Raw genomic sequence first — 18,646 nt, 5'->3', positions numbered from 1 at the left:
GGGCTCTGAGTTCACAGGATGGCCTTGGCCTAGGATGTGACGTATGGCTCCCCGACGGGGACAGGCAGGAGGACCCATGGCGCAGACCGCACAAGAAACACGGGATGGGCGCGCGCCCGCGCTGACGCAGATGCTGGCCTTGGCGGCCTTGATTCTGCCGGGCACAGCGGCGGGCTTGCTGGCGGAGCCTCGGATCGGTCGATGGGTGCAGGCCGTCCTGGTTCTGGGGCTGGCATTGGCCCTGGTGGCCTCCTGGCCCCTGGTGGGCCGGGGCATTCGACCCGCTCCCGACCGGGCCATGTTCGGTCTGCTGACCTTGATCTGCCTAGTGCCGGCCTTGGTCGTGCAGGGACCTGGCGCCTTCGCTGTCTGGCTGTCGACTGCGGCATTCCTGCTGGCTCTCCTGGCTGTTTTCATGTTCGTTCGGCAGATGCTGCGGCGGGACAGGCGGATGGTCATCCGAGGCATTTCTGCAACCGCCATGGGCGGGGTCACTGCTGTCGCCGCATCGGGATGGATCTTCCTGCCAGAGCTGATCAGGGGATTGCAATCTGACCCGATATCGATCCTGGTGGTGCTTGTGGCCTTGTTGCTGCTGCTCGGGCTCATGACTGCGGGCCATCGCTGGGCCCAGGAAGCAGCTGATCGGCGTGGGGCCATTGGTCTGGCGCTGATGTCGATCCTTCTGGCTGGAGCCGGCGTGGTGCTGGCCGCCTTGGTCCTCCAGACGACGATCTGAGCTAGGCATTCATCAGGTGATCCAGAAGGATCTGGATACCCATGACTATTAGCATGATGCCGCCGGCGATTCTGGCCGGCTTGCGCCAGCGTGAGCCGACGGCGTATCCGATGCGCAGCCCCACTACGGAGGCCGCAGCAGTCACCAGCCCGATGACCAGCGCGGACAGCCAGACGTTGATGCCCAGCAGGGCCAGGCCCGCACCCACGCCGAATGAATCGATGCTGGTGGCTATGGCCGCAGGAAGCATTCGCCGCCAAGAGAAGCTATCTTCTTCGTTCGCTTCCTCTTCCTTGCCGTAGACGCCCTCGCGGATCATATTGACCCCGATTGCCGACAGGATGCCGAAGATAATCCAATGATCCACGGCGGCCAGGGAGTCCTGCAGCATGGAGGCTGCGAAGTAGCCAAGCAGGGGCAGCAGAGTCTGGAACCCGCCGAACCAAAGTCCGACCAGCCAATGATGGCGGGCCCGCAGTCGGTCCACGGACAGTCCTTTGCTGATGGAGACCGCAAAAGCGTCAGAAGATACACCTAAGGCAATAAACAGCAATCTGAAGAACACGGCATTCCTTGAAAGGGTTCATCCCTGGAGGGATGGGCCTCGACCAGGTCTCCTCAAACCCGCCTACGCCTCGGGAGCGTCCAGCGCGGAACTGCCGATTGGAGTCGGCTTTGAATTCGTTGAATGCCGTTCACATGCTACGCCATGACAATATAGGCTTAGATTTTACCTGTCAGCGCTGGAACGATCAAGCATGACAGGATATCGAATCGGCCTTTTAATGTGCCATGGGTCACAATCAGGCTGCTCTCTGCCGCGTGGACGGCGCTACTTGTCCTGGTAGGTGACGGCGTAGAACTCGCCGTTCTGGAAGCGTGCCATGTACACATCGCTGACCTTGCGTATGCCCTGCTTGGCCAGCTGCTCGTCAAGCCAGTGCTCGTCCCGTCCCATGGCGTCAAGTACATCGGGATTGACCCGCCCATCCATGACCACCGGATAGCGCACGTCCTTGTCGCCCTCGGAGATGATGGTCAGGCTGCCGTTCTGCTCGACAATGCCCCGCTTGACGTCGCGGATGTCGTTGATGCCTTTGGTTCGCAGCTTGAAGTCCACCTCCTTGGCCGTCAGATTGACCTTGAGACAGTTTTGGACCAGCAGCTTGCCGTTTTTGATGATGGTGACCGGTTCGCCGTCGATGTACTTGCCCACTGCATGGATGTGGGTCTTGGCGTATCGAGTGATGAGGATCAGTGCCGCCCATATCAGCAGGATGACGATGTACTGGGCCATGGAGATGCTGTCGCTGTATATGACCCCGCCGATGATGCCGCCCAGGACGTAGTTCTGCAGCTGGTCCATGGGCGAGGTGGGCGCCAGGTTCCCCTTGCCGGTCACATTGATGAGCAGAGTGATGAAGAGCAGCCCGACGATCAGCTTCAGAGCCACGTTGACGTAGAAATTGATATCCATGGGTCACTCTCCGATCACGGTGATGTCTGGGCGGTACAGGTCGGCGCGCTGCAGCAGGAATTCGGAGCCTGAGCTGTTGAATACCAGGGTGTAGTAGCCCTTGGGAGTCTTGATGATCATGTCGTTGTTGCGCGAGGTGTCGTTGATGCTGATTTGCTCAGGTTTGACCTTGAGCTTGGCTGCGGACTTGTCGATGACCGTGGTCAGCTGTCCGCTCTGCAGACTGGCTGTGCGCAGATTGGTGTAGTCGCTGTACTGGATGGCCGCCGCCAGCAGTAGCAGGGTGGCCAGGATGATGGACAGATCCTTGTACTTATGGTTCCAGCGGTGGCGGGAGTACATGAACAGGAAGAAGAGGAAGGCCAGGGCCAGAACGACGACCACGATGATCCTGATCATGGTCCAGTTGGTCTGACCGCCCTTGAGGTATTGGTACGTATAGAAAGTCATAGCCGCTCCTGCCGTTGCGCGCGCACCAGCAATTTGCAATCGTAGACGGCCGGACGCGTTTTGGGAGGATTTGAGCATGCAAAACCCCGGTTCGGGCGGTGGTTGGGCCCTTGCCGGGGTGGTTGCGCCGACTGGTCGGCCTTGAAAAGTCAGTGCTGGGCGGCCAAGCGCTCGCGTGCAGCCTTGATCTGGGTCTCGGCAGCCTCGGCATTGGTCCAGTAGTCGCCGGGCATGACCTCCTTGCCTGGTTCCAGAGCCTTGTACTGTTCGAAGAAGTGCTTGATCTCCTGCTTGTGGAAGTCGGAGACGTCATCGATGTCCTTGATGTCATCGTAGCGGACGTCAGCAGGCACGCAGAGGACCTTGTCGTCCCCGCCGGCCTCGTCGACCATGTGATAGAGACCTACGGCGCGGCATTCGACGATGCAGCCCGGGAAGACCGAATCGGGAATCATGACCAGGGCATCCAGGGGATCGCCGTCCTCGCCCAGGGTCCCGTCGATGTAGCCGTAGTCGTCGGGGTAGCCCATGGAGGTGAAGAGGGTGCGGTCCAGCCTGATATGGCCGCTGTCGTGGTCCATCTCATACTTGTTGCGGGAGCCCCGGGGAATCTCGACCAGCACGTCGAATGTCTCTGCCATTGTCCTGTCTCCTTCTCGGTCTGGACAGCATAGGAATGTCTCATACACAGCATAACCGTCCCGCGGCACATTCCGGCAATAGGGCTAGAGCCATCTGGAAGGGCGGGGCTCTGCCTGAGGAGCATCGCTGGGCATGGCAGCTGGTAGTGACTGTCGAGCAGCCGGAGTTTGGGATCATCCTGGACTGTGGAAAAGTCCGCTGGAAGGGCACCGTTTGTCAAGTTGACCAGTCAGTCGGCCCTCGATCGCCGCACTCCTACATCGAAGCCCAGAACCGGCAAATCCTGGATCTGCGTGATTCCGCTACCGGGCTCTGGAAAAGAATGGGCGCATCCTGATTCATCATGGACGGATCATGGCTGGTTCGGATATCCATGGCGGTCCCCTGTTCACGATGACCGAAGCCCCGGCAGATCTGGTCAAGGTGGTGGCCACGCCGCGATATCTGGCCTTGGTCAGTGCCGCAGGCGGCCGCCCGGTCAGCTGCTTGATGGATTGTCAGCCCCATGCTTGAGTTCAGCGATTGTACCAAAGATGGCTTTCCTGCATCTTGCAGCTAATCTTCAGCGTCGATGTCCCGTCTGATCACGTTATCAGAGCAGTTATGGATGTGATCGTCTGGTTTCCTGGATACAATCGACCTCGTGAAATATCGGCCAAGGATGGCGGCGGAGAAGGTTGGCAATGGCGAAGGAAAACACCGAAAGCTCTAAAGATGGCAGAAAAGCTTTGATGGTGGTGCTGAATCAGGCTGTGCGAATTCCAGGGATGAAAGTGGATCGTGAGCGGTTTCTGCGTGAGCAGTTCGCCAGTGCTCCACCGCAGGTCATTGACGACATAGTGAAGAGGGGCCCAGTGGCCGCCGGTTGCGATCGGAAGATTCTTCTTAAGATGGCGCGGCAAATCGTGCTGAAACGAACGGGGCAATCCGCTGGTGCATCTTTCTTGGCTGGAGTGCCGGGTGGGTTTACCATGGCTGCCACAATTCCAGCAGATGTGGCCCAGTTCTATGCTTTTGTTTTGATAACAGCGCAAGAGATCGCCTATCTGTATGGAGAGGAGGATTTCTGGGAAGCCGTCCTGCCGGATGATGGCGTGATCGGGAATCAGTTGCTTTTGTACCTCGGCGTCATGCTTGGCCTTACTGGTGCCAGTTCGGCGGTGCGTTTGATCTCTACGCAACTGGGGAAATCCGTGTTGAAGCGTCTGCCGCAGAAGGCCTTGACAAAGGGAGTGATCTATCCGATCGTCAAATCGGTGGCCAAGACTATGTCCGTAAAAATGACTAAGAAAGTCTTTGCTACAGGGGTTTCCAAGGCTGTGCCGATCATTGGTGGAGCGTTGTCGGGAGGGATTACCTGGACGACCATGCGCCCTATGGGCATGCACCTGATTTCCGTTATGGACGGGGCTCACTTTGGTTATTCGCAGTCTGACGCGGATCGTGATTATAAAACGGTACTGGATTTAGACATGGTCAATTCGCAGACATCCGAGAATCAGCAGGCATCGGAAACGTCGAATACGCCGACAGATTCTGAAGATGCTGAGACCTCCGATGCCCTGACTATTCCGGGAGTAGCCGGGAATTCGGATGATTCAGCGGGTCTGGCGGATGCGGACAGGTCTGATGGGTATAGGCTGACCTGAGCCCATGAGGGCTTGTCCTTAAGCTGTTCCCTTGGTCTGACACAGCGATAAAGGTATGACCCGGCATTAGATCATGAGTCATTAGATCCAACACCCACGCTTCAGGCCAGGGGATTGCCTTAATTCTCCTCCGCGTCCAGCAGCACCACGCCTTCAGGAGGGTTGCTGTCGATGGCTCCCACTGTCTCGTGCGGCAGGTAGGACTCCTCCATGGAGGCGATCTCTTCAGGCGTGAGCTCCAAATCCAGCGCAGCCACGGCATCGTCGAGATGGCGGGCCTTGGTGGCGCCGATAATCGGTGAGGCGACGCCTTTGGCCCACTGCCAGGCGATGGCTACCTGGGCCATGGGTACGCCATGTCGCTCGGCCACTTTTTGCACACGGTCGATGATGGTCAGATCGTTGTCTTCGGCCCGGTCGTATTTGCCGCGCGAGACCTTGTCAGTGGCGCTGCGCAGGGTGTCGGCGGTCCAGGTGGGACGTGTCAGATGGCCGGCAGCCAGAGGGCTGTAGGGCATGAGTGAGACGTCCGTCTTTCTGCAGAAGGGAATCAGGTCCTTCTCGTCCTCCCGGTAGAGCAGGTTGTAGTGGTTCTCCATGGCGCTGAAAGGGGTCCAGCCGTTGTCCTGGGCGACTTTTTGCATGTCCTGAAACTGGCTGGCATACATGGCTGAGGCCCCCAGTGCTCGCACCTTGCCTGCGCTGACCAGGTCGTTCAGCGCTTCCATGGTCTCCTCGATGGGCGTTCCATAGTCAAACCTGTGGATGATATAAAGATCCAGGTAGTCGGTGCCCAGCCGCTTGAGCGTCCCTTCGATCTCCCGATGGATGGCCTTGGAAGAGAGCCGCCCTTCGTTGAAGTAGACCTTGGAAGCGATGACCACCTGATCGCGGCTTGAATGCCTTTTGAGTGCCTTCCCCAGATACTCTTCACTGGTCCCGGCCGAGTAGCCGTTGGCTGTATCGAAAAAGGTGATGCCCAGATCCAGTGCGTGCGCAACGACCGCGTCAGTCCCTTCCTCATCCAATGTCCAGTCATGCATGGTGCCCGGTTTGCCGAAGCTCATGCACCCCACGCAGATCTTCGATATGTTGATGCCTGTCTTGCCCAGTTGTGTGTACTGCATTTGAACCCCCTTGGCCTTCCTTGGTGCAGATGCAATCATGCTAGCAAGTTCGAGTCGGTGGAAGTCTACTTCTTTGGCTTGGGAGCGCACAAGTACTACGCAAAGGGTACTAGGCAAAGGGGCATCCAAGGCATTTTATTGCTTACCATTTATGAGCTGTGACTAGGAATATAAGCAGTACAAGCTTGAATATGAGTGAATGCGGTCTTCATTGATAGCAAGGGTTGGGATTTGGGTTTGAGGCTTACTAAGTCGGATTTGCGCAGCAGCTTTTGAGCAAGCAAAAGCGCGTAGATGCTTTCCTGGACTCCGCTGTCCCCTGTCCTTCAGAGCTGATATAGGCAGCATTGCTGACCGACGGCCAGTGGATTCAAAAAATCGAATGTACCACTTTATAGCTTATCGCGATTGGTATGTGCTTTGGCTCTTTCTGTATTTGGAAAACACAATAATATTTGTAATATTTATAGAGGCAATGTCTTCTTATCGCCCTTTGTCAACGACAAGAGTCTTTTATGGTATGTCTGGTTGCTATGATCCGGTACTCTGGAATTGCTGATAAGGATGGTTTGATTCTGCGAGAGCGGTTTGGATCAGCCGGTTCTCAATCTTGAAGTCCTGAGTCTGAGCTGTGGTGAGACCGGATTTCGAATATACCCGCCGTAGGGGTAATGATTGATGTTTATTGACACGTTCATATGCGGTATTCCCTTTTCGTATTCCCTGTCTTTGGAAAATGGACGTGTTCTGAGCATTGCGACTGAGCTGGTTTCCAACTGGACATGCTCTCTTTCTCAGTTGATACAATTAATGAACAGTTGAAGCTAACCTTTAATGAAGAAGGCTGACGTGGCAAGTGGAAATGATATGAGCTGCGTTGCTTTTTCGCATTTATTGCGTTTCAAGCGCTCGCATTACCCGTATTCCGATAAGTACATTCGCGAGGTGGGCAATTCGCCGGATGTACGTTCAAGAACAGAAAAACAGCATATGGTGCAGTGGTTTGCAGATAACGCAACCTACGGATCAGGTGCCTATTCGCGGCGGAAGCCGAATAACAGCGCGAAAGATTGTTTCAACAAATTGGAGAACGCGGCATCGCTACTGTGGATTGCAGAGGCGGCTGGCGTTGAAGAGCCGATCGTGGCAGCAGCTTTCGATGCTGCAAGGCAGGCAGGAGACTATCGCCGCGCCTGTGGCGCGATTCGGCAGATCATCACCTGGTCCATGATTATCGAATCCTTGTGATGGCATCGGCATAGGTCAAATATAGTTGTTTATCAAGTGTCGTAGTCGCTCAGTTTTCAGTACAAACTGATTGAAGCAAAGATAGGTTTTAAGAGAGGCTTAGAAGGAAAGGTGCAGATGCCCGAGATTATTTGCCCCAAATGCGGAACCGCGTTCACCATCGATGAGGCCGGATACGCCGATATTCTGAAGCAGGTACGTGACAAGGATTTTGACAGGCAGCTTCATGAACGGCTTGAGCAGGCTGAACGCGAGAATAGCAAGATCCGCGAACTGGATCAGGCGCAGGCCGAGCAGACGCTGCAGAAGACCAAAAGCGCAAAGGATGCCCAGATACAGGAGTTGCAGGCAAAGCTGAAGTCCGAGCAAGCCGCTAAGGAACTGGCTGTTTCAGAAGCCTTGAGGAAGGTCGAAAAGGAGAAGGACGATCTGAGCGCCAAGCTGGACAAGGCAGAGTCGGAGAAGCAGCAGGCGCTTGATCTGGCAGAGGCTAATTCCAAGAGTGAGCTGCAGAAGGCGGCAGCGGACAAAGACGCCCAGATCGTCAAATTGCAGAATCGGCTGGATGCTTTTGAGTTGCAGAAGAAGCAGGAGCTTGCTCAGGCTCTGAGTCCGGTGGAGAAGGAGCGGGACGATTTCAAGGGCAGGCTTGAGAGGCTGCAGCTTGAGAAGGAGTCGGAGGAGAGGCTCTCCAAGGAGCAGCTGAAGTCGCAGCTGCAGGCGGTTGCTGCAGATAAGGATTCCGAGATAGCTGAGCTGAAAAGCAGTCTGGACAAGGTCGAGCTGCAGAGCAAGGTCGAGGCCAAGTCGCTCAAGGAGCGTTACGAGGTCCAGATCCAGGACCGTGACGATCAGATTGAGCGGCTGCGTGATCTGAAGGCGAAGCTGTCTACCAAGATGGTGGGGGAGACGCTTGAGCAGCATTGCCAGATCGAGTTCAACAAGCTGCGGTCCACGGCCTTTCCTCATGCCTACTTCGAGAAGGACAACGATGCCAGGACGGGCAGCAAGGGCGACTTCATCTTCCGCGACTGGGACGATTCCGGCACGGAGATCGTGTCCATCATGTTCGAAATGAAAAACGAGATGGACACCACCTCCACCAAGCACAAGAACGAGGACTTCTTCAAGGAGCTCGACAAGGACAGGCGAGAGAAGGACTGCGAATATGCCATCATGGTCTCCCTGCTGGAGCCTGACAGCGACCTGTACAACACGGGTATCGTGGATGTCTCTTATCGCTACCCGAAAATGTATGTTGTCCGTCCCCAGTTCTTCATTCCGATAATCACCCTGCTCCGGGATGCCGCCAAGAACTCTCTGCAATACAAGAATGAACTTGAAGAGGAGAGGGCGCAGAACATCGATATAACGCATTTTGAGGAAGAGCTGGACTCCTTCAAGAACGCTTTTGGCCGCAATTACGAAATCGCCTCGAAAAAGTTCAAGAATGCAGTAGAGGAGATCGATAAATCCATCAACCACCTGAACAAGATCAAGGATGCCCTGCTGGGCTCTGAGAACCAGCTTCGTCTGGCCAACAACAAGGCGCAGGACGTGACCATACGAAGACTGACCAGAAACAATGAGACCATGAAGGCCAAGTTCGACGAAGCAAAGAAGTCCAAAGCCATAGGAGCCTGAGAACGTGAATGGTGCAGCCAAGTGAGGAGTTGAATGCAGACAGCTGTCTCTGACTTTTACGGTCGAGTCGTTCAGCTATGACTGGCTGCACCATGTCGGCAACTGTTCTGATCGGCGACAGGCACGCCAAGACAGCAACAAAGGCTCGGAATCCAGATGAATCCGAGCCTTACTGGTAGCGGGGTCAGGATTTGAACCTGAGACCTCTGGGTTATGAGCCCAGCGAGCTACCGAACTGCTCCACCCCGCGTCGGCTGTGCGACACAGCAGTTATCTATGTTACGGATTCCAACGCACTTGTCAAGTCCGTGTGTGGGCAGGCTTTACTTGGGAGATAATGGAGCCATGCCTATCACCATCCCCACCGGATTGCCGGCCAGATCCATCCTGGATTCGGAGCGCATCTTCGCCCTGGAAAGCCACGAGGCGGAGCGCCAGGAGATGCGTCCGCTCAAGCTGGTCATCCTCAACCTGATGCCTACCAAGGTGCAGACCGAGACCCAGCTGCTGCGGCTGATCTCCAAGTCGCCGCTTCAGGTGGAGATCGACTTCATGAAGACCTCCACCCATCAGGCCATGCACACCAGCATGGATCACTTGGTCAAGTTCTACGAGAATCTGGACTCATTCCGGGACAACTGCTATGACGGTCTGGTCGTGACGGGCGCCCCGGTGGAGCAGATGGACTTCGAGCAGGTCGACTACTGGGATGAGCTGACCCATATTCTGGACTGGGCATCCACCCATGTTTTCTCCACTATGTACTTGTGCTGGGGGGCCATGGCCGGGCTCTACTACCGCCATGGCATTGCCAAGCGCAACCTGGATCGCAAGGTCTTCGGGGTCTTCCCCCAGTACCTGCAAGACGAGTACTGCTTCATTACCAATGGCTTCGACGAGATCGCCCTGCAGCCCCACTCCCGCTGGGCCGGGGTGGATGAGGACCAGGTGCGGGCCTGCCCGGATCTGCAGGTGCTGACCTGGGGTCCCCAGTCTGGTCCCGGGCTTATCAGCACCCAGGATTTCTCAGAGATCTTCGTGCTGGGCCACTGGGAGTACGACCGTGGCACTTTGGCCCATGAGTACCAGCGCGACATGGCCAAGGGTCTGGACCAGGTGCCTTTCCCGGTCAACTACTACCCCCATGACAATCCCAGACTGGAGCCGGTCTTTTCCTGGCGGGCACATGCCAACCTGCTCTGGCGCAACTGGCTGAACTGGGTATACGAGACCACCCCCTATGACTTGGACCAGGTGCCGACCCTGCGGGCGGCGGGTCGACTAGGCACCGACAGATCCATCAGGCACGCTCCTGGACGCCCACGTGCTGACGGGTATCGTCCCTTGGCTGGTGACGGGTACGGGCTTATTCCTGGAGCTGTTGATAGTTGATGACAATTGAATCTCATTCGTCATCAGCCTGTCTGCACCGCGGGGCAGATTCGACCTTCGGGCACCATCTGTGGCACACTGGATGAATGTATGGTTACCGTGGCTCTTGGTGTGGGCTACACTACCCATACGGTGCAGCCATGAGTCGCATGCGCGCTATAGTGTTCACTGTGTCGTTCAGGAGGCGATAGATGCTAGAGGCAATGGGAAGTGAAGCTTTCAGTCTGGCCATGGCCAAGCCGAGCGAGCTGCCTTCCATCGAAGATTTCCTGCCTCCTGAGATTCTTTTCCAGGGAACGCCCTTTGCCATGAACCGGATCATCCTGATCAGGTTCGTGGCCATGGTCATCATTCTTCTGGTGCTTGGAATCACTGCCGCAAGGGCCAAGCTGATCCCTTCCCGCTGGCAGGGGGCCATTGAGTGGGTCATCGAGTTCATCCGTGACTCGGTCGTCTATGACACCTTGGGCGAAATTCGTGGCAAGCGCTACGTGCCCATGATCACGACCATCTTCTTGACCATCTTGGTCTTCAACCTCTGCGGCATCGTGCCAGGCATGAACATAGCGGCCACGGCCACTATCACCATGCCTCTGGTTTTCGCCATCTGGACTTTCTGCCAGTACATGGCAGCGGGATTCCGTGAGCAGGGCGTCTGGGGCTATTTCAAGTCGGAGCTCTTCCCAGCGGGTGTGCCCTGGCCCCTCTATATCATCCTGACGCCCATCCAGCTTCTGGAGATGGTCATCGTCAAGCCGGCCTCTCTGACCATCCGACTCTTCGCCAACATGATCGCCGGTCATCTGCTGGTGGCGGTTACTCTAGCCTTTACCCAGTTCTACATTGTTGAGGCCAGCAATAAGGTGTTGGCCCTGGCTGGCGTGGGCTGGTTCGTTCTGGGCTTCGCCCTGACGGCCTTTGAAATCTTCGTGGCGGCCCTTCAGGCCTACATCTTCGCCATCCTGACCACGGTTTACATCTCCATGAGTTACCCTGAAGAAGGTTGAGCGAAAAGAACAAGCCGCGGTCGGCGTTTTAAGCGGTCGCAGTCTACATATTCGTTGGTTCCGACCAGTAGACGGGGGTCGGGGCCGAACCACAATACAAGAACCGGCAACGGTGGAGGAAAGGAAAATAAATGGACATCATCACACTTGCTGAGGTCTCCGGCAATCTGAGCATCCTGGGATACGGCATCGCAGCTCTCGGCCCCGCGCTGGGTCTGGGCATCGCCGTCGGCAAGACCGTCGAGAGCATGGCTCGCCAGCCTGAGATCAGCGGACAGCTGCGCACCACCATGTTCATCGGCCTGGCTCTGATCGAGGTGCTGGCCCTGCTGGGATTCGTAGCGCTCTTCATTGCCTGAGCCGTGCGATTCTTGCATGATCCGGCTTCGATAAAGGAAAGGAGGAGCCAATGTATGCTCTAGCGGCAGGCGAAGGGATCAAGCTGTTTATTCCTCCGATTTACGATATCTTCTGGTCGCTGGTCATCCTGGTCATCTTGGCCGTCTTCTTCTATAAGTTCTTCATGCCCAAGTTCCAGGCCATCTTCGATGAGCGCTCGACTAAGATCGAGGGCAACATCCAGAAGGCCGCCAAGGCTCGTGAGGAAGCGGATCAGGCCCGTAAGCAGTATCAGGATCAGCTGAGCAAGGCTCGTGTTGAGGCTTCCCAAATTCGGGATGACGCCCGGGCCGAGGCTTCCAGGATCGTGGCTGATGCCAGGTCCCGCGCCGAGACCGAGGCCAACCAGATCACTGAGAACGCCCAGCGCTCCATCCAGTCCCAGCAGCAGCAGGCGCTGGTCTCGCTCAAGGGCGAGGTGGGTACGCTGGCTACGGCTCTTGCCGGAAAGATCCTGGGCTCGCAGCTTCAGGATGGTGCCGTGCAGTCCTCCATGATCGACTCGATCATCGCGGACCAGGATGGACAGTCCTCGGACAAGCGGCAGGCATGATGACGGATCGGCGAATGACGGGAACGACCGTTCCGCGAAAGGGGAGGTGACATGCGGGGAGAGACTTCGCTGAGCTCCGACAAGGAGACCAGGGCCAAGTATGCTCCTTTGCTCAAGAGCAAGGGGAAAGATGCCCTCCGTGTGGCTTCGGAGCTCTATGCTTTCGTGACTCTGCTCGATGCCAACAGGCCTCTGGAGCGTGCACTGACCGATCCCTCCCGTCCGTCAGAGGACAAGTGGCGCGTAATCGACACCATCCTGACTGACAAGGCCGATCCGCTGACTGTGGATATTCTCCATGACCTGGCTGATCGTCAGTGGAGTCGTGTCGTGCACATCGCCAACGCGGCTGAGGACATGGCGGTGGACGCAGCCAGCTATTACACTGATGCTCTCGGCATTACCAACCAGGTGGCCGGAGAATTGGCTGAAATTCATTCGGCTCTGCTTGGCATGCCCCTGGTGCTCTTCCGGCTCTCGGACGAGTACAGTGATTCCACGGCCCGAGCCGATCTGCTCAGGGCGCTCCTGGACGGGCAGCATTTGCATGAGGTCACCGAGCAGATGGCTCTGAACGCCACAATCGATCTGCGCGGACGGCGTTTTCCGGACACCATTGTCTGGCTGGTGGATCGCTTCTCTGAGCACATGGACCAGGTCATGGTCACCGTCACTACGGCGGTCTCCATGAAGGATGAGCAGATCAGCCGCCTGCAGGAGGTCTACGGGCGCAAGCTGGGTAAGCCGGTTCACATCAACTCGGTGGTCGACCCCTCGGTACTGGGCGGCATGAAAGTCCAGTACGGCTCGGTCTCCACAGACGGCACGGTGGCCACCCAGCTGAAGCACCTGAACCGGCGGATGGCCGTGGCAGGATGAGCAGGGAGCCTAAAGACTTGAACAAGAACAGAAATAAGGAGTGATCATGGCAGAAATGACCATTGATCCCGCCGTGGTGCGCAAGGCGCTCGACCAGTTCGTCGAGTCTTACAAGCCGACGGACACCCCCACCCAGGAGGTGGGATACGTCCGTACCGCTGGTGACGGCATTGCGCATGTGGAGGGACTGCCTGGTTGCATGGCCAACGAGCTGCTGACCTTTGAGGACGGCACGCTGGGTCTGGCCTTCAACCTGGACGCCCGCGAGATCGGCGTGGTCATCCTGGGCGACTTCGCAGGCGTCGAAGAGGGCCAGGAAGTCCACAGGACCGGCGAGGTGCTTTCGGTGCCCGTCGGCGACGGCTATCTGGGGCGTACGGTCAACCCCCTGGGCGAGCCCATTGACGGGCTGGGCGAAATCAAGAGCGAGGGCCGCAGAATTCTGGAGGCTCAGGCCCCCGACGTCATGCACCGGCATCCCGTCGACGAGCCCCTGGCCACCGGCATCAAGGCCATCGACGCCATGACACCCATCGGCCGCGGTCAGCGCCAGCTGATCATCGGCGACCGGCAGACCGGCAAGACGGCCATCGCCATCGACACCATCATCAATCAGAAGCGCAACTGGGAGTCCGGAGATCCCAAGAAGCAGGTGCGGTGCATCTATGTGGCCATCGGCCAGAAGGGCACCACCATTGCCTCGGTCCGTTCCTCCCTGGAAGAGGCCGGCGCCATGGAGTACACCACCATTGTGGCCTCCCCGGCTTCCGACTCGGCAGGCTTCAAGTACATAGCCCCTTACACCGGTTCGGCCATCGGCCAGCACTGGATGTACGGCGGCAAGCACGTCCTGATCGTCTTCGACGACCTGAGCAAGCAGGCCGAGGCCTACCGGTCAATCTCCCTGCTGCTGCGTCGTCCGCCGGGGCGTGAGGCTTACCCTGGCGACGTCTTCTACCTGCATTCGCGTTTGCTGGAGCGCTGCGCGAAGCTCTCCGATGATCTGGGCGGCGGATCCATGACCGGCCTGCCCATCATCGAGACCAAGGCCAACGACGTCTCGGCCTACATTCCGACCAACGTGATCTCCATCACCGACGGGCAGATCTTCCTGCAGTCCGATCTGTTCAATGCCAACCAGCGTCCTGCCGTGGACGTGGGCATCTCCGTCTCCCGCGTGGGCGGCGCCGCACAGACCAAGGCTCTGAAGAAGGTCTCCTCGACCCTGAAGATCTCCTTGGCTCAGTACCGCTCCCTGCAGTCCTTCGCCATGTTTGCCTCGGATCTGGATTCGGCCTCCAAGGCTCAGCTGACCCGTGGCGCTAGGCTGACCGAGTTGCTCAAGCAGCCCCAGTTCACGCCCTACTCCATGGAGAAGCAGGTCGTTTCCGTCTGGGTGGGCACCCATGGCAAGCTGGATGACCTGGACCTGGAGGATGTGCTGCCCTTTGAGTCGGGACTCCTGGACTATCTGGACCACAACACCGACGTCCTCAAGACCATTCGTGACACGGAGGACTTCACCGACGATACGGAAAAGGCCTTGGACAAGGCCGTGGACGAGTTCGCCAAGACTTTCGTGACCCACAAGGGCCAGACCTTGGACGGGCGCAAAGCCGACCAGGAGCAGGAGCAGCCGGTAGCCGTCCAGCAGGAGAAGCTGGTGGCCGATGGCAAGAGCGGCAGCAAGGCTGGGAAGCGGTAGACCATGGCCTCACAACTCGCATTCAAGTCAAGGATCGCCTCCACGTCGGCGCTGGAGAAGATCTTCAATGCCCAGGAGATGATAGCCTCCTCGCATATCGCCAAGGCCAGGACTGTGGCTCTGGAGGCGAAGCCTTACTCCGATGCGATCTTCGATGCAGTTCAGGCTCTGGTGACCCACACGGACGACATTCGCCACCCCATTGTCAGGAAGGACGAGAAGAACCCGCGCGTAGCCGTGCTGGCGCTGACGGCCGACCGTGGCATGGCCGGGGCCTACACCTCCTCGGTCATCCGCGAAACGGAGTCTCTGCTGGCCCGTCTGGACCAGCAGGGCCGACAGCCCCAGCTCTTCGTCTACGGACGTCGGGGCGTCTCCTATTACCGCTACCGCAACCGCAGCATCGTCAAGACCTGGGAGGGCGAAAGCGATCGGCCCGGTGTGGATGTAGCCAGGGAGATCTCCCAGGCACTGCTGGATACGTATATGACTCCAGCGGCCAAGGGCGGCGTCTCTGAGCTCTACATCGTCTTCACTGAATTCATTAACATGGTGGTGCAGAAGGTTCGGGTGCTGCGCATGCTGCCCCTGGAGCTGATCAGGCCTGACCAGGAGCAGCCTGAGGAGGCTATCGATGCCCCCGTGCCAGAGGATGAGCATGGGCCCAAAGGCAACCGCCATGCGGCCATCTACGACTTTGAGCCCAGCTCACAGGAGGTGCTGGATGCCGTTCTGCCCAAGTACATTCAGTCGCGCATCCATGAATGCCTGCTCACGTCGGCTGCCTCGGAGACCGCCAGCAGACAGAATGCCATGCATACCGCCACTGATAACGCCAAAGGGCTGATCGACGACCTGACTCGCAAGCTCAATGCCACTCGTCAGGCGGCCATAACGCAGGAACTTACCGAGATCGTCGGCAGCGCCGATGCGCTCAACAAAGAGGAAGAGTAGGAACGCCAATGGTTGCACAGCAAGAACAGCCGACCACAGCGAGCCGCAAGCCGGATTCGGCCTCCAAGGGGCGTGTCACCCGAGTCCAGGGTTCGGTCATCGATGTGGAGTTCCCGGCAGGTCACCTGCCGGACATCTACAATGCCCTGACCGTGAATCTGAGCAAGTCCTCGAATACCGAGGGCGAGTCGCTGACCACCATCATGCTGGAGGTGGAGCAGCATCTGGGCGATTCCACGGTCCGCACCGTGGCCCTGAAGCCCACCGACGGCCTGGTCCGCGGCGCCACTGTCACCGATACGGGCGGGCCTATCATGGTGCCCGTGGGCGACGTGACCAAGGGACACGTCTTTGACGTGGCCGGCAACATCCTCAACAAGAAGGAGGGTGAGCAGGTCAAGGTCACCGAGCGGTGGCCCATCCATCGGAATCCACCTGCCTTCGATCAACTGGAATCCAAGACCCAGATGTTCGAAACCGGCATCAAGGTCATCGACCTGCTGACCCCCTACGTGGAGGGCGGCAAGATCGGCCTGTTCGGCGGCGCAGGCGTGGGCAAGACCGTGCTCATTCAGGAGATGATCCAGCGCGTGGCGCAGAACCACGGCGGCGTTTCCGTCTTCGCAGGCGTGGGCGAACGCACCCGTGAGGGCAACGATCTGATCGGGGAGATGGACGATGCCGGGGTGCTGGAGAAGACTGCACTGGTCTTCGGCCAGATGGACGAGCCCCCGGGGACCCGTCTGCGCGTCCCTCTGACCGCCCTGACCATGTCGGAGTACTTCCGTGATGTGGAGAACCAGGATGTGCTGCTCTTCATCGACAACATCTTCCGGTTCACCCAGGCCGGCTCCGAGGTTTCCACCCTGCTGGGCCGCATGCCCTCGGCCGTGGGCTACCAGCCCAACCTGGCAGACGAGATGGGCGCTCTGCAGGAGAGGATCACCTCCACCAGGGGCCACTCCATTACCTCCCTGCAGGCCATCTACGTGCCAGCGGACGACTACACCGACCCGGCCCCTGCGACCACCTTCGCCCACTTGGACGCCACGACTGAGCTCAGCCGTGACATCGCTTCCCAAGGCATCTACCCGGCTGTGGATCCACTGGCATCCACCTCCAGGATTCTGGATCCGCGCTATGTGGGGCAGGCCCATTATGACTGCGCCAACCGAGTCAAGGCTATTCTGCAGAGGAACAAGGAGCTCCAGGACATCATCGCTCTGATCGGCATCGACGAGCTGGGCGAGGAGGACAAGACCACTGTCAACCGCGCCCGCAAGATCGAGCAGTTCCTGGGCCAAAACTTCTACGTGGCCGAGAAATTCACCGGCCGCAAGGGTTCCTACGTGCCTGCGGACGAGACCATCGAGGCCTTCACCCGCATCTGCGATGGCGCCTACGACGACGTGCCCGAGCAGGCATTCTCCGGCATCGGCGGCATCGACGACCTTGAGCACAAGTGGCACGATATGCAGAAGGAATACCGGTAGTCATGGCGGACACGGGCAAGGCCTCCATGCAGGTCAACATCGTCTCGGCAGACAGGCCCATTTGGTCGGGTCAGGCGCGGTCGGTCACCGTGCCCGGCACCCAAGGGTCCATGGGCATCATGTCTGACCATGAGCCGGTGCTGACCCTGCTGCAGGAGGGCAATATCCGGGTTCAGGCCACTGATGGCGGTCGTCAGTCCTTCCATGTGGACGGCGGATTCGCCTCCTTCGACAGCAACAAGCTGACTGTGGCCGTGGACCACTACCTGGAGGACGCTGCTCAGGGACAACGCTCCTGACTTCTTTCCTTTCCGCCCGGCTGGTGCTCCTGCATCGGCCGGGCTTTTTCTTCTTCGCCCGGAACGGCGACTGATATATTGGCATCTGTGCGAATCATTGTTGCCGACTGCTCCGCCGAATATTCCGGGCGTCTCAATGCCAGCCTGCCGCCGGCCAGACGCGTCCTGCTGATCAAGGCCGACATGAGCTGTCTGATCTTTTCTGAGCTGGGTTCCTACAAACCCCTGAACTGGATGTGCGCCCCCTGCACCATCAGGGAGATCGAACCCGAGGAGACAGGCAAAGACGGCGCAGGCATCAAGGCTGATCCCGTGGCTGGGACCGAGCCGGACGAGGTCGTCGAAGCCGCTGCGCCCGATGCGCTGATCGCCCAGGAGCAGGAGCAGAATCAGGACCAGTGTCGGCCTGTTCGTAAGGTTCTGCGCGTTTCGGCCGTGAAATCCAGCGATGTGCTCACCATCAGGCTCTATCAGATCTATGCCGACGACAGCTATGACCTGGGGACGGATCCGGGGTTGGTCAAGGACGGTGTGGAAGCACATCTGCAGCGTTACCTGGCCGAACAGATCGACCGCATCGGCCCGGGAGCCACGCTGGTGCGCCGGGAGTACCCCACGCCCATCGGCCCAGTAGACATCATGGCCGTGGACGGCCAGGGGCAGCATGTGGCCATCGAGATCAAGCGGCATGGCGGCATCGACGGTGTGGAACAGCTGACCCGCTACTGCCGGCTGCTCAACCGCGATCCTCTGCTGGCTCCTGTCCGTGGGATTTTCGCCGCCCAGACCATCACCCCCCAGGCCAGAGTTCTCGCAGAGGACAGGGGATTCGAGTGCCTGATACTGGACTATGAGGCCATGAAGGGTGCCGACAGTAACGAACTGACCCTCTTCTGAGGGGGGTTTCCTGTCGTGGAAGGCAAGTGTGTCATGCATATCACATAGATCCTTCCTTGGCCCGTCAAGACCTGAAAGGCTACTAGATGTTG

General features: G+C 58.3%; 21 protein-coding genes and 1 tRNA gene. 16 read left to right on the top strand and 6 right to left on the bottom strand.

Going from position 1 to position 18,646, the window contains the following annotated elements:
- Nucleotides 1-76 precede the first annotated feature (76 nt).
- On the top strand, nt 77-739 hold the full coding sequence (locus DKK75_RS06955; protein WP_110452700.1) for a hypothetical protein: 663 nt from the start codon (nt 77-79) through the stop codon (nt 737-739).
- A 1-nt stretch (nt 740) separates the two neighbouring features.
- On the opposite strand, the gene DKK75_RS06950 is transcribed toward DKK75_RS06955, so the two are convergent.
- The 4 genes from DKK75_RS06950 to DKK75_RS06935 all read right to left on the bottom strand — a co-directional run bounded on the left by DKK75_RS06950 (nt 741) and on the right by DKK75_RS06935 (nt 3,307).
- Nucleotides 741-1,304, bottom strand: a complete 564-nt coding sequence (locus DKK75_RS06950; protein WP_110452699.1) for a manganese efflux pump MntP — start codon at nt 1,302-1,304, stop codon at nt 741-743.
- A gap of 267 nt (nt 1,305-1,571) precedes the next feature.
- Nucleotides 1,572-2,216, bottom strand: coding sequence for a DUF421 domain-containing protein (locus tag DKK75_RS06945; RefSeq protein ID WP_219997322.1), 645 nt, complete (start codon nt 2,214-2,216; stop codon nt 1,572-1,574).
- Between the two features lie 3 nt (nt 2,217-2,219).
- Nucleotides 2,220-2,666 carry a DUF3290 family protein gene (locus DKK75_RS06940; protein WP_110452698.1) on the bottom strand — a complete coding sequence of 149 codons (447 nt, stop codon included), beginning with the start codon at nt 2,664-2,666 and terminating at the stop codon, nt 2,220-2,222.
- A 149-nt stretch (nt 2,667-2,815) separates the two neighbouring features.
- A complete protein-coding gene (locus tag DKK75_RS06935) occupies nt 2,816-3,307 on the bottom strand; it encodes an inorganic diphosphatase (protein WP_110452697.1) in 492 nt (163 codons plus the stop codon).
- A gap of 35 nt (nt 3,308-3,342) precedes the next feature.
- Here DKK75_RS06935 and DKK75_RS06930 point away from each other — a divergent pair, with 35 nt between their 5' ends.
- The 3 genes from DKK75_RS06930 to DKK75_RS06925 all read left to right on the top strand — a co-directional run bounded on the left by DKK75_RS06930 (nt 3,343) and on the right by DKK75_RS06925 (nt 4,957).
- Entirely contained in the window at nt 3,343-3,645 is a 303-nt protein-coding gene (locus DKK75_RS06930; RefSeq protein ID WP_110452696.1) for a hypothetical protein, read from the top strand.
- Between the two features lie 17 nt (nt 3,646-3,662).
- Nucleotides 3,663-3,821: a hypothetical protein gene (locus tag DKK75_RS08155; protein WP_181414498.1), complete on the top strand. Its 159-nt coding sequence runs from the start codon at nt 3,663-3,665 to the stop codon at nt 3,819-3,821.
- 170 nt (nt 3,822-3,991) lie between these two features.
- Nucleotides 3,992-4,957 (top strand): bacteriochlorophyll 4-vinyl reductase, encoded by a 966-nt coding sequence (locus DKK75_RS06925; protein ID WP_110452695.1) that lies wholly within the window; start codon nt 3,992-3,994, stop codon nt 4,955-4,957.
- 119 nt (nt 4,958-5,076) lie between these two features.
- Here the strand turns inward: DKK75_RS06925 and DKK75_RS06920 are convergent, their stop codons facing one another.
- Nucleotides 5,077-6,084, bottom strand: coding sequence for an aldo/keto reductase (locus DKK75_RS06920; protein ID WP_110452694.1), 1,008 nt, complete (start codon nt 6,082-6,084; stop codon nt 5,077-5,079).
- A gap of 834 nt (nt 6,085-6,918) precedes the next feature.
- Between DKK75_RS06920 and DKK75_RS06915 the strand changes: the two genes are divergently transcribed.
- Both DKK75_RS06915 and DKK75_RS06910 read left to right on the top strand, forming a co-directional pair.
- Entirely contained in the window at nt 6,919-7,332 is a 414-nt protein-coding gene (locus DKK75_RS06915; RefSeq protein WP_110452693.1) for a hypothetical protein, read from the top strand.
- A gap of 117 nt (nt 7,333-7,449) precedes the next feature.
- On the top strand, nt 7,450-8,976 hold the full coding sequence (locus tag DKK75_RS06910; RefSeq protein ID WP_110452692.1) for a DUF2130 domain-containing protein: 1,527 nt from the start codon (nt 7,450-7,452) through the stop codon (nt 8,974-8,976).
- Between the two features lie 173 nt (nt 8,977-9,149).
- On the opposite strand, the gene DKK75_RS06905 is transcribed toward DKK75_RS06910, so the two are convergent.
- Nucleotides 9,150-9,226, bottom strand: a tRNA-Met gene (locus DKK75_RS06905).
- 95 nt (nt 9,227-9,321) lie between these two features.
- Between DKK75_RS06905 and DKK75_RS06900 the strand changes: the two genes are divergently transcribed.
- From DKK75_RS06900 to nucS, 10 genes are all read left to right on the top strand, one after another.
- Nucleotides 9,322-10,368 (top strand): homoserine O-succinyltransferase, encoded by a 1,047-nt coding sequence (locus tag DKK75_RS06900; RefSeq protein WP_110452691.1) that lies wholly within the window; start codon nt 9,322-9,324, stop codon nt 10,366-10,368.
- 191 nt (nt 10,369-10,559) lie between these two features.
- Nucleotides 10,560-11,375 carry a F0F1 ATP synthase subunit A gene (gene atpB, locus DKK75_RS06895; RefSeq protein ID WP_110452690.1) on the top strand — a complete coding sequence of 272 codons (816 nt, stop codon included), beginning with the start codon at nt 10,560-10,562 and terminating at the stop codon, nt 11,373-11,375.
- 131 nt (nt 11,376-11,506) lie between these two features.
- Entirely contained in the window at nt 11,507-11,734 is a 228-nt protein-coding gene (gene atpE / locus DKK75_RS06890) for an ATP synthase F0 subunit C (protein ID WP_015022486.1), read from the top strand.
- A gap of 50 nt (nt 11,735-11,784) precedes the next feature.
- Entirely contained in the window at nt 11,785-12,327 is a 543-nt protein-coding gene (locus tag DKK75_RS06885) for a F0F1 ATP synthase subunit B (protein WP_110452689.1), read from the top strand.
- A gap of 51 nt (nt 12,328-12,378) precedes the next feature.
- Nucleotides 12,379-13,206 (top strand): F0F1 ATP synthase subunit delta, encoded by an 828-nt coding sequence (locus DKK75_RS06880; protein WP_110452688.1) that lies wholly within the window; start codon nt 12,379-12,381, stop codon nt 13,204-13,206.
- A 46-nt stretch (nt 13,207-13,252) separates the two neighbouring features.
- Nucleotides 13,253-14,911 carry a F0F1 ATP synthase subunit alpha gene (atpA, locus tag DKK75_RS06875; protein WP_110452687.1) on the top strand — a complete coding sequence of 553 codons (1,659 nt, stop codon included), beginning with the start codon at nt 13,253-13,255 and terminating at the stop codon, nt 14,909-14,911.
- A 3-nt stretch (nt 14,912-14,914) separates the two neighbouring features.
- A complete protein-coding gene (locus DKK75_RS06870) occupies nt 14,915-15,865 on the top strand; it encodes a F0F1 ATP synthase subunit gamma (RefSeq protein ID WP_110452686.1) in 951 nt (316 codons plus the stop codon).
- 8 nt (nt 15,866-15,873) lie between these two features.
- Entirely contained in the window at nt 15,874-17,358 is a 1,485-nt protein-coding gene (gene atpD, locus DKK75_RS06865; RefSeq protein WP_110452685.1) for a F0F1 ATP synthase subunit beta, read from the top strand.
- Between the two features lie 2 nt (nt 17,359-17,360).
- Entirely contained in the window at nt 17,361-17,657 is a 297-nt protein-coding gene (locus tag DKK75_RS06860; protein WP_110452684.1) for a F0F1 ATP synthase subunit epsilon, read from the top strand.
- A gap of 87 nt (nt 17,658-17,744) precedes the next feature.
- Nucleotides 17,745-18,554, top strand: coding sequence for an endonuclease NucS (nucS, locus tag DKK75_RS06855; RefSeq protein WP_110452683.1), 810 nt, complete (start codon nt 17,745-17,747; stop codon nt 18,552-18,554).
- The last annotated feature ends 92 nt before the right edge of the window (nt 18,555-18,646 follow it).

This window comes from Bifidobacterium asteroides, assembly GCF_003202695.1.
In the GTDB taxonomy this organism is placed as follows: Bacteria; Actinomycetota; Actinomycetes; order Actinomycetales; family Bifidobacteriaceae; genus Bombiscardovia; species Bombiscardovia asteroides_G.
This window is presented reverse-complemented; position numbering and strand designations above follow the sequence as displayed.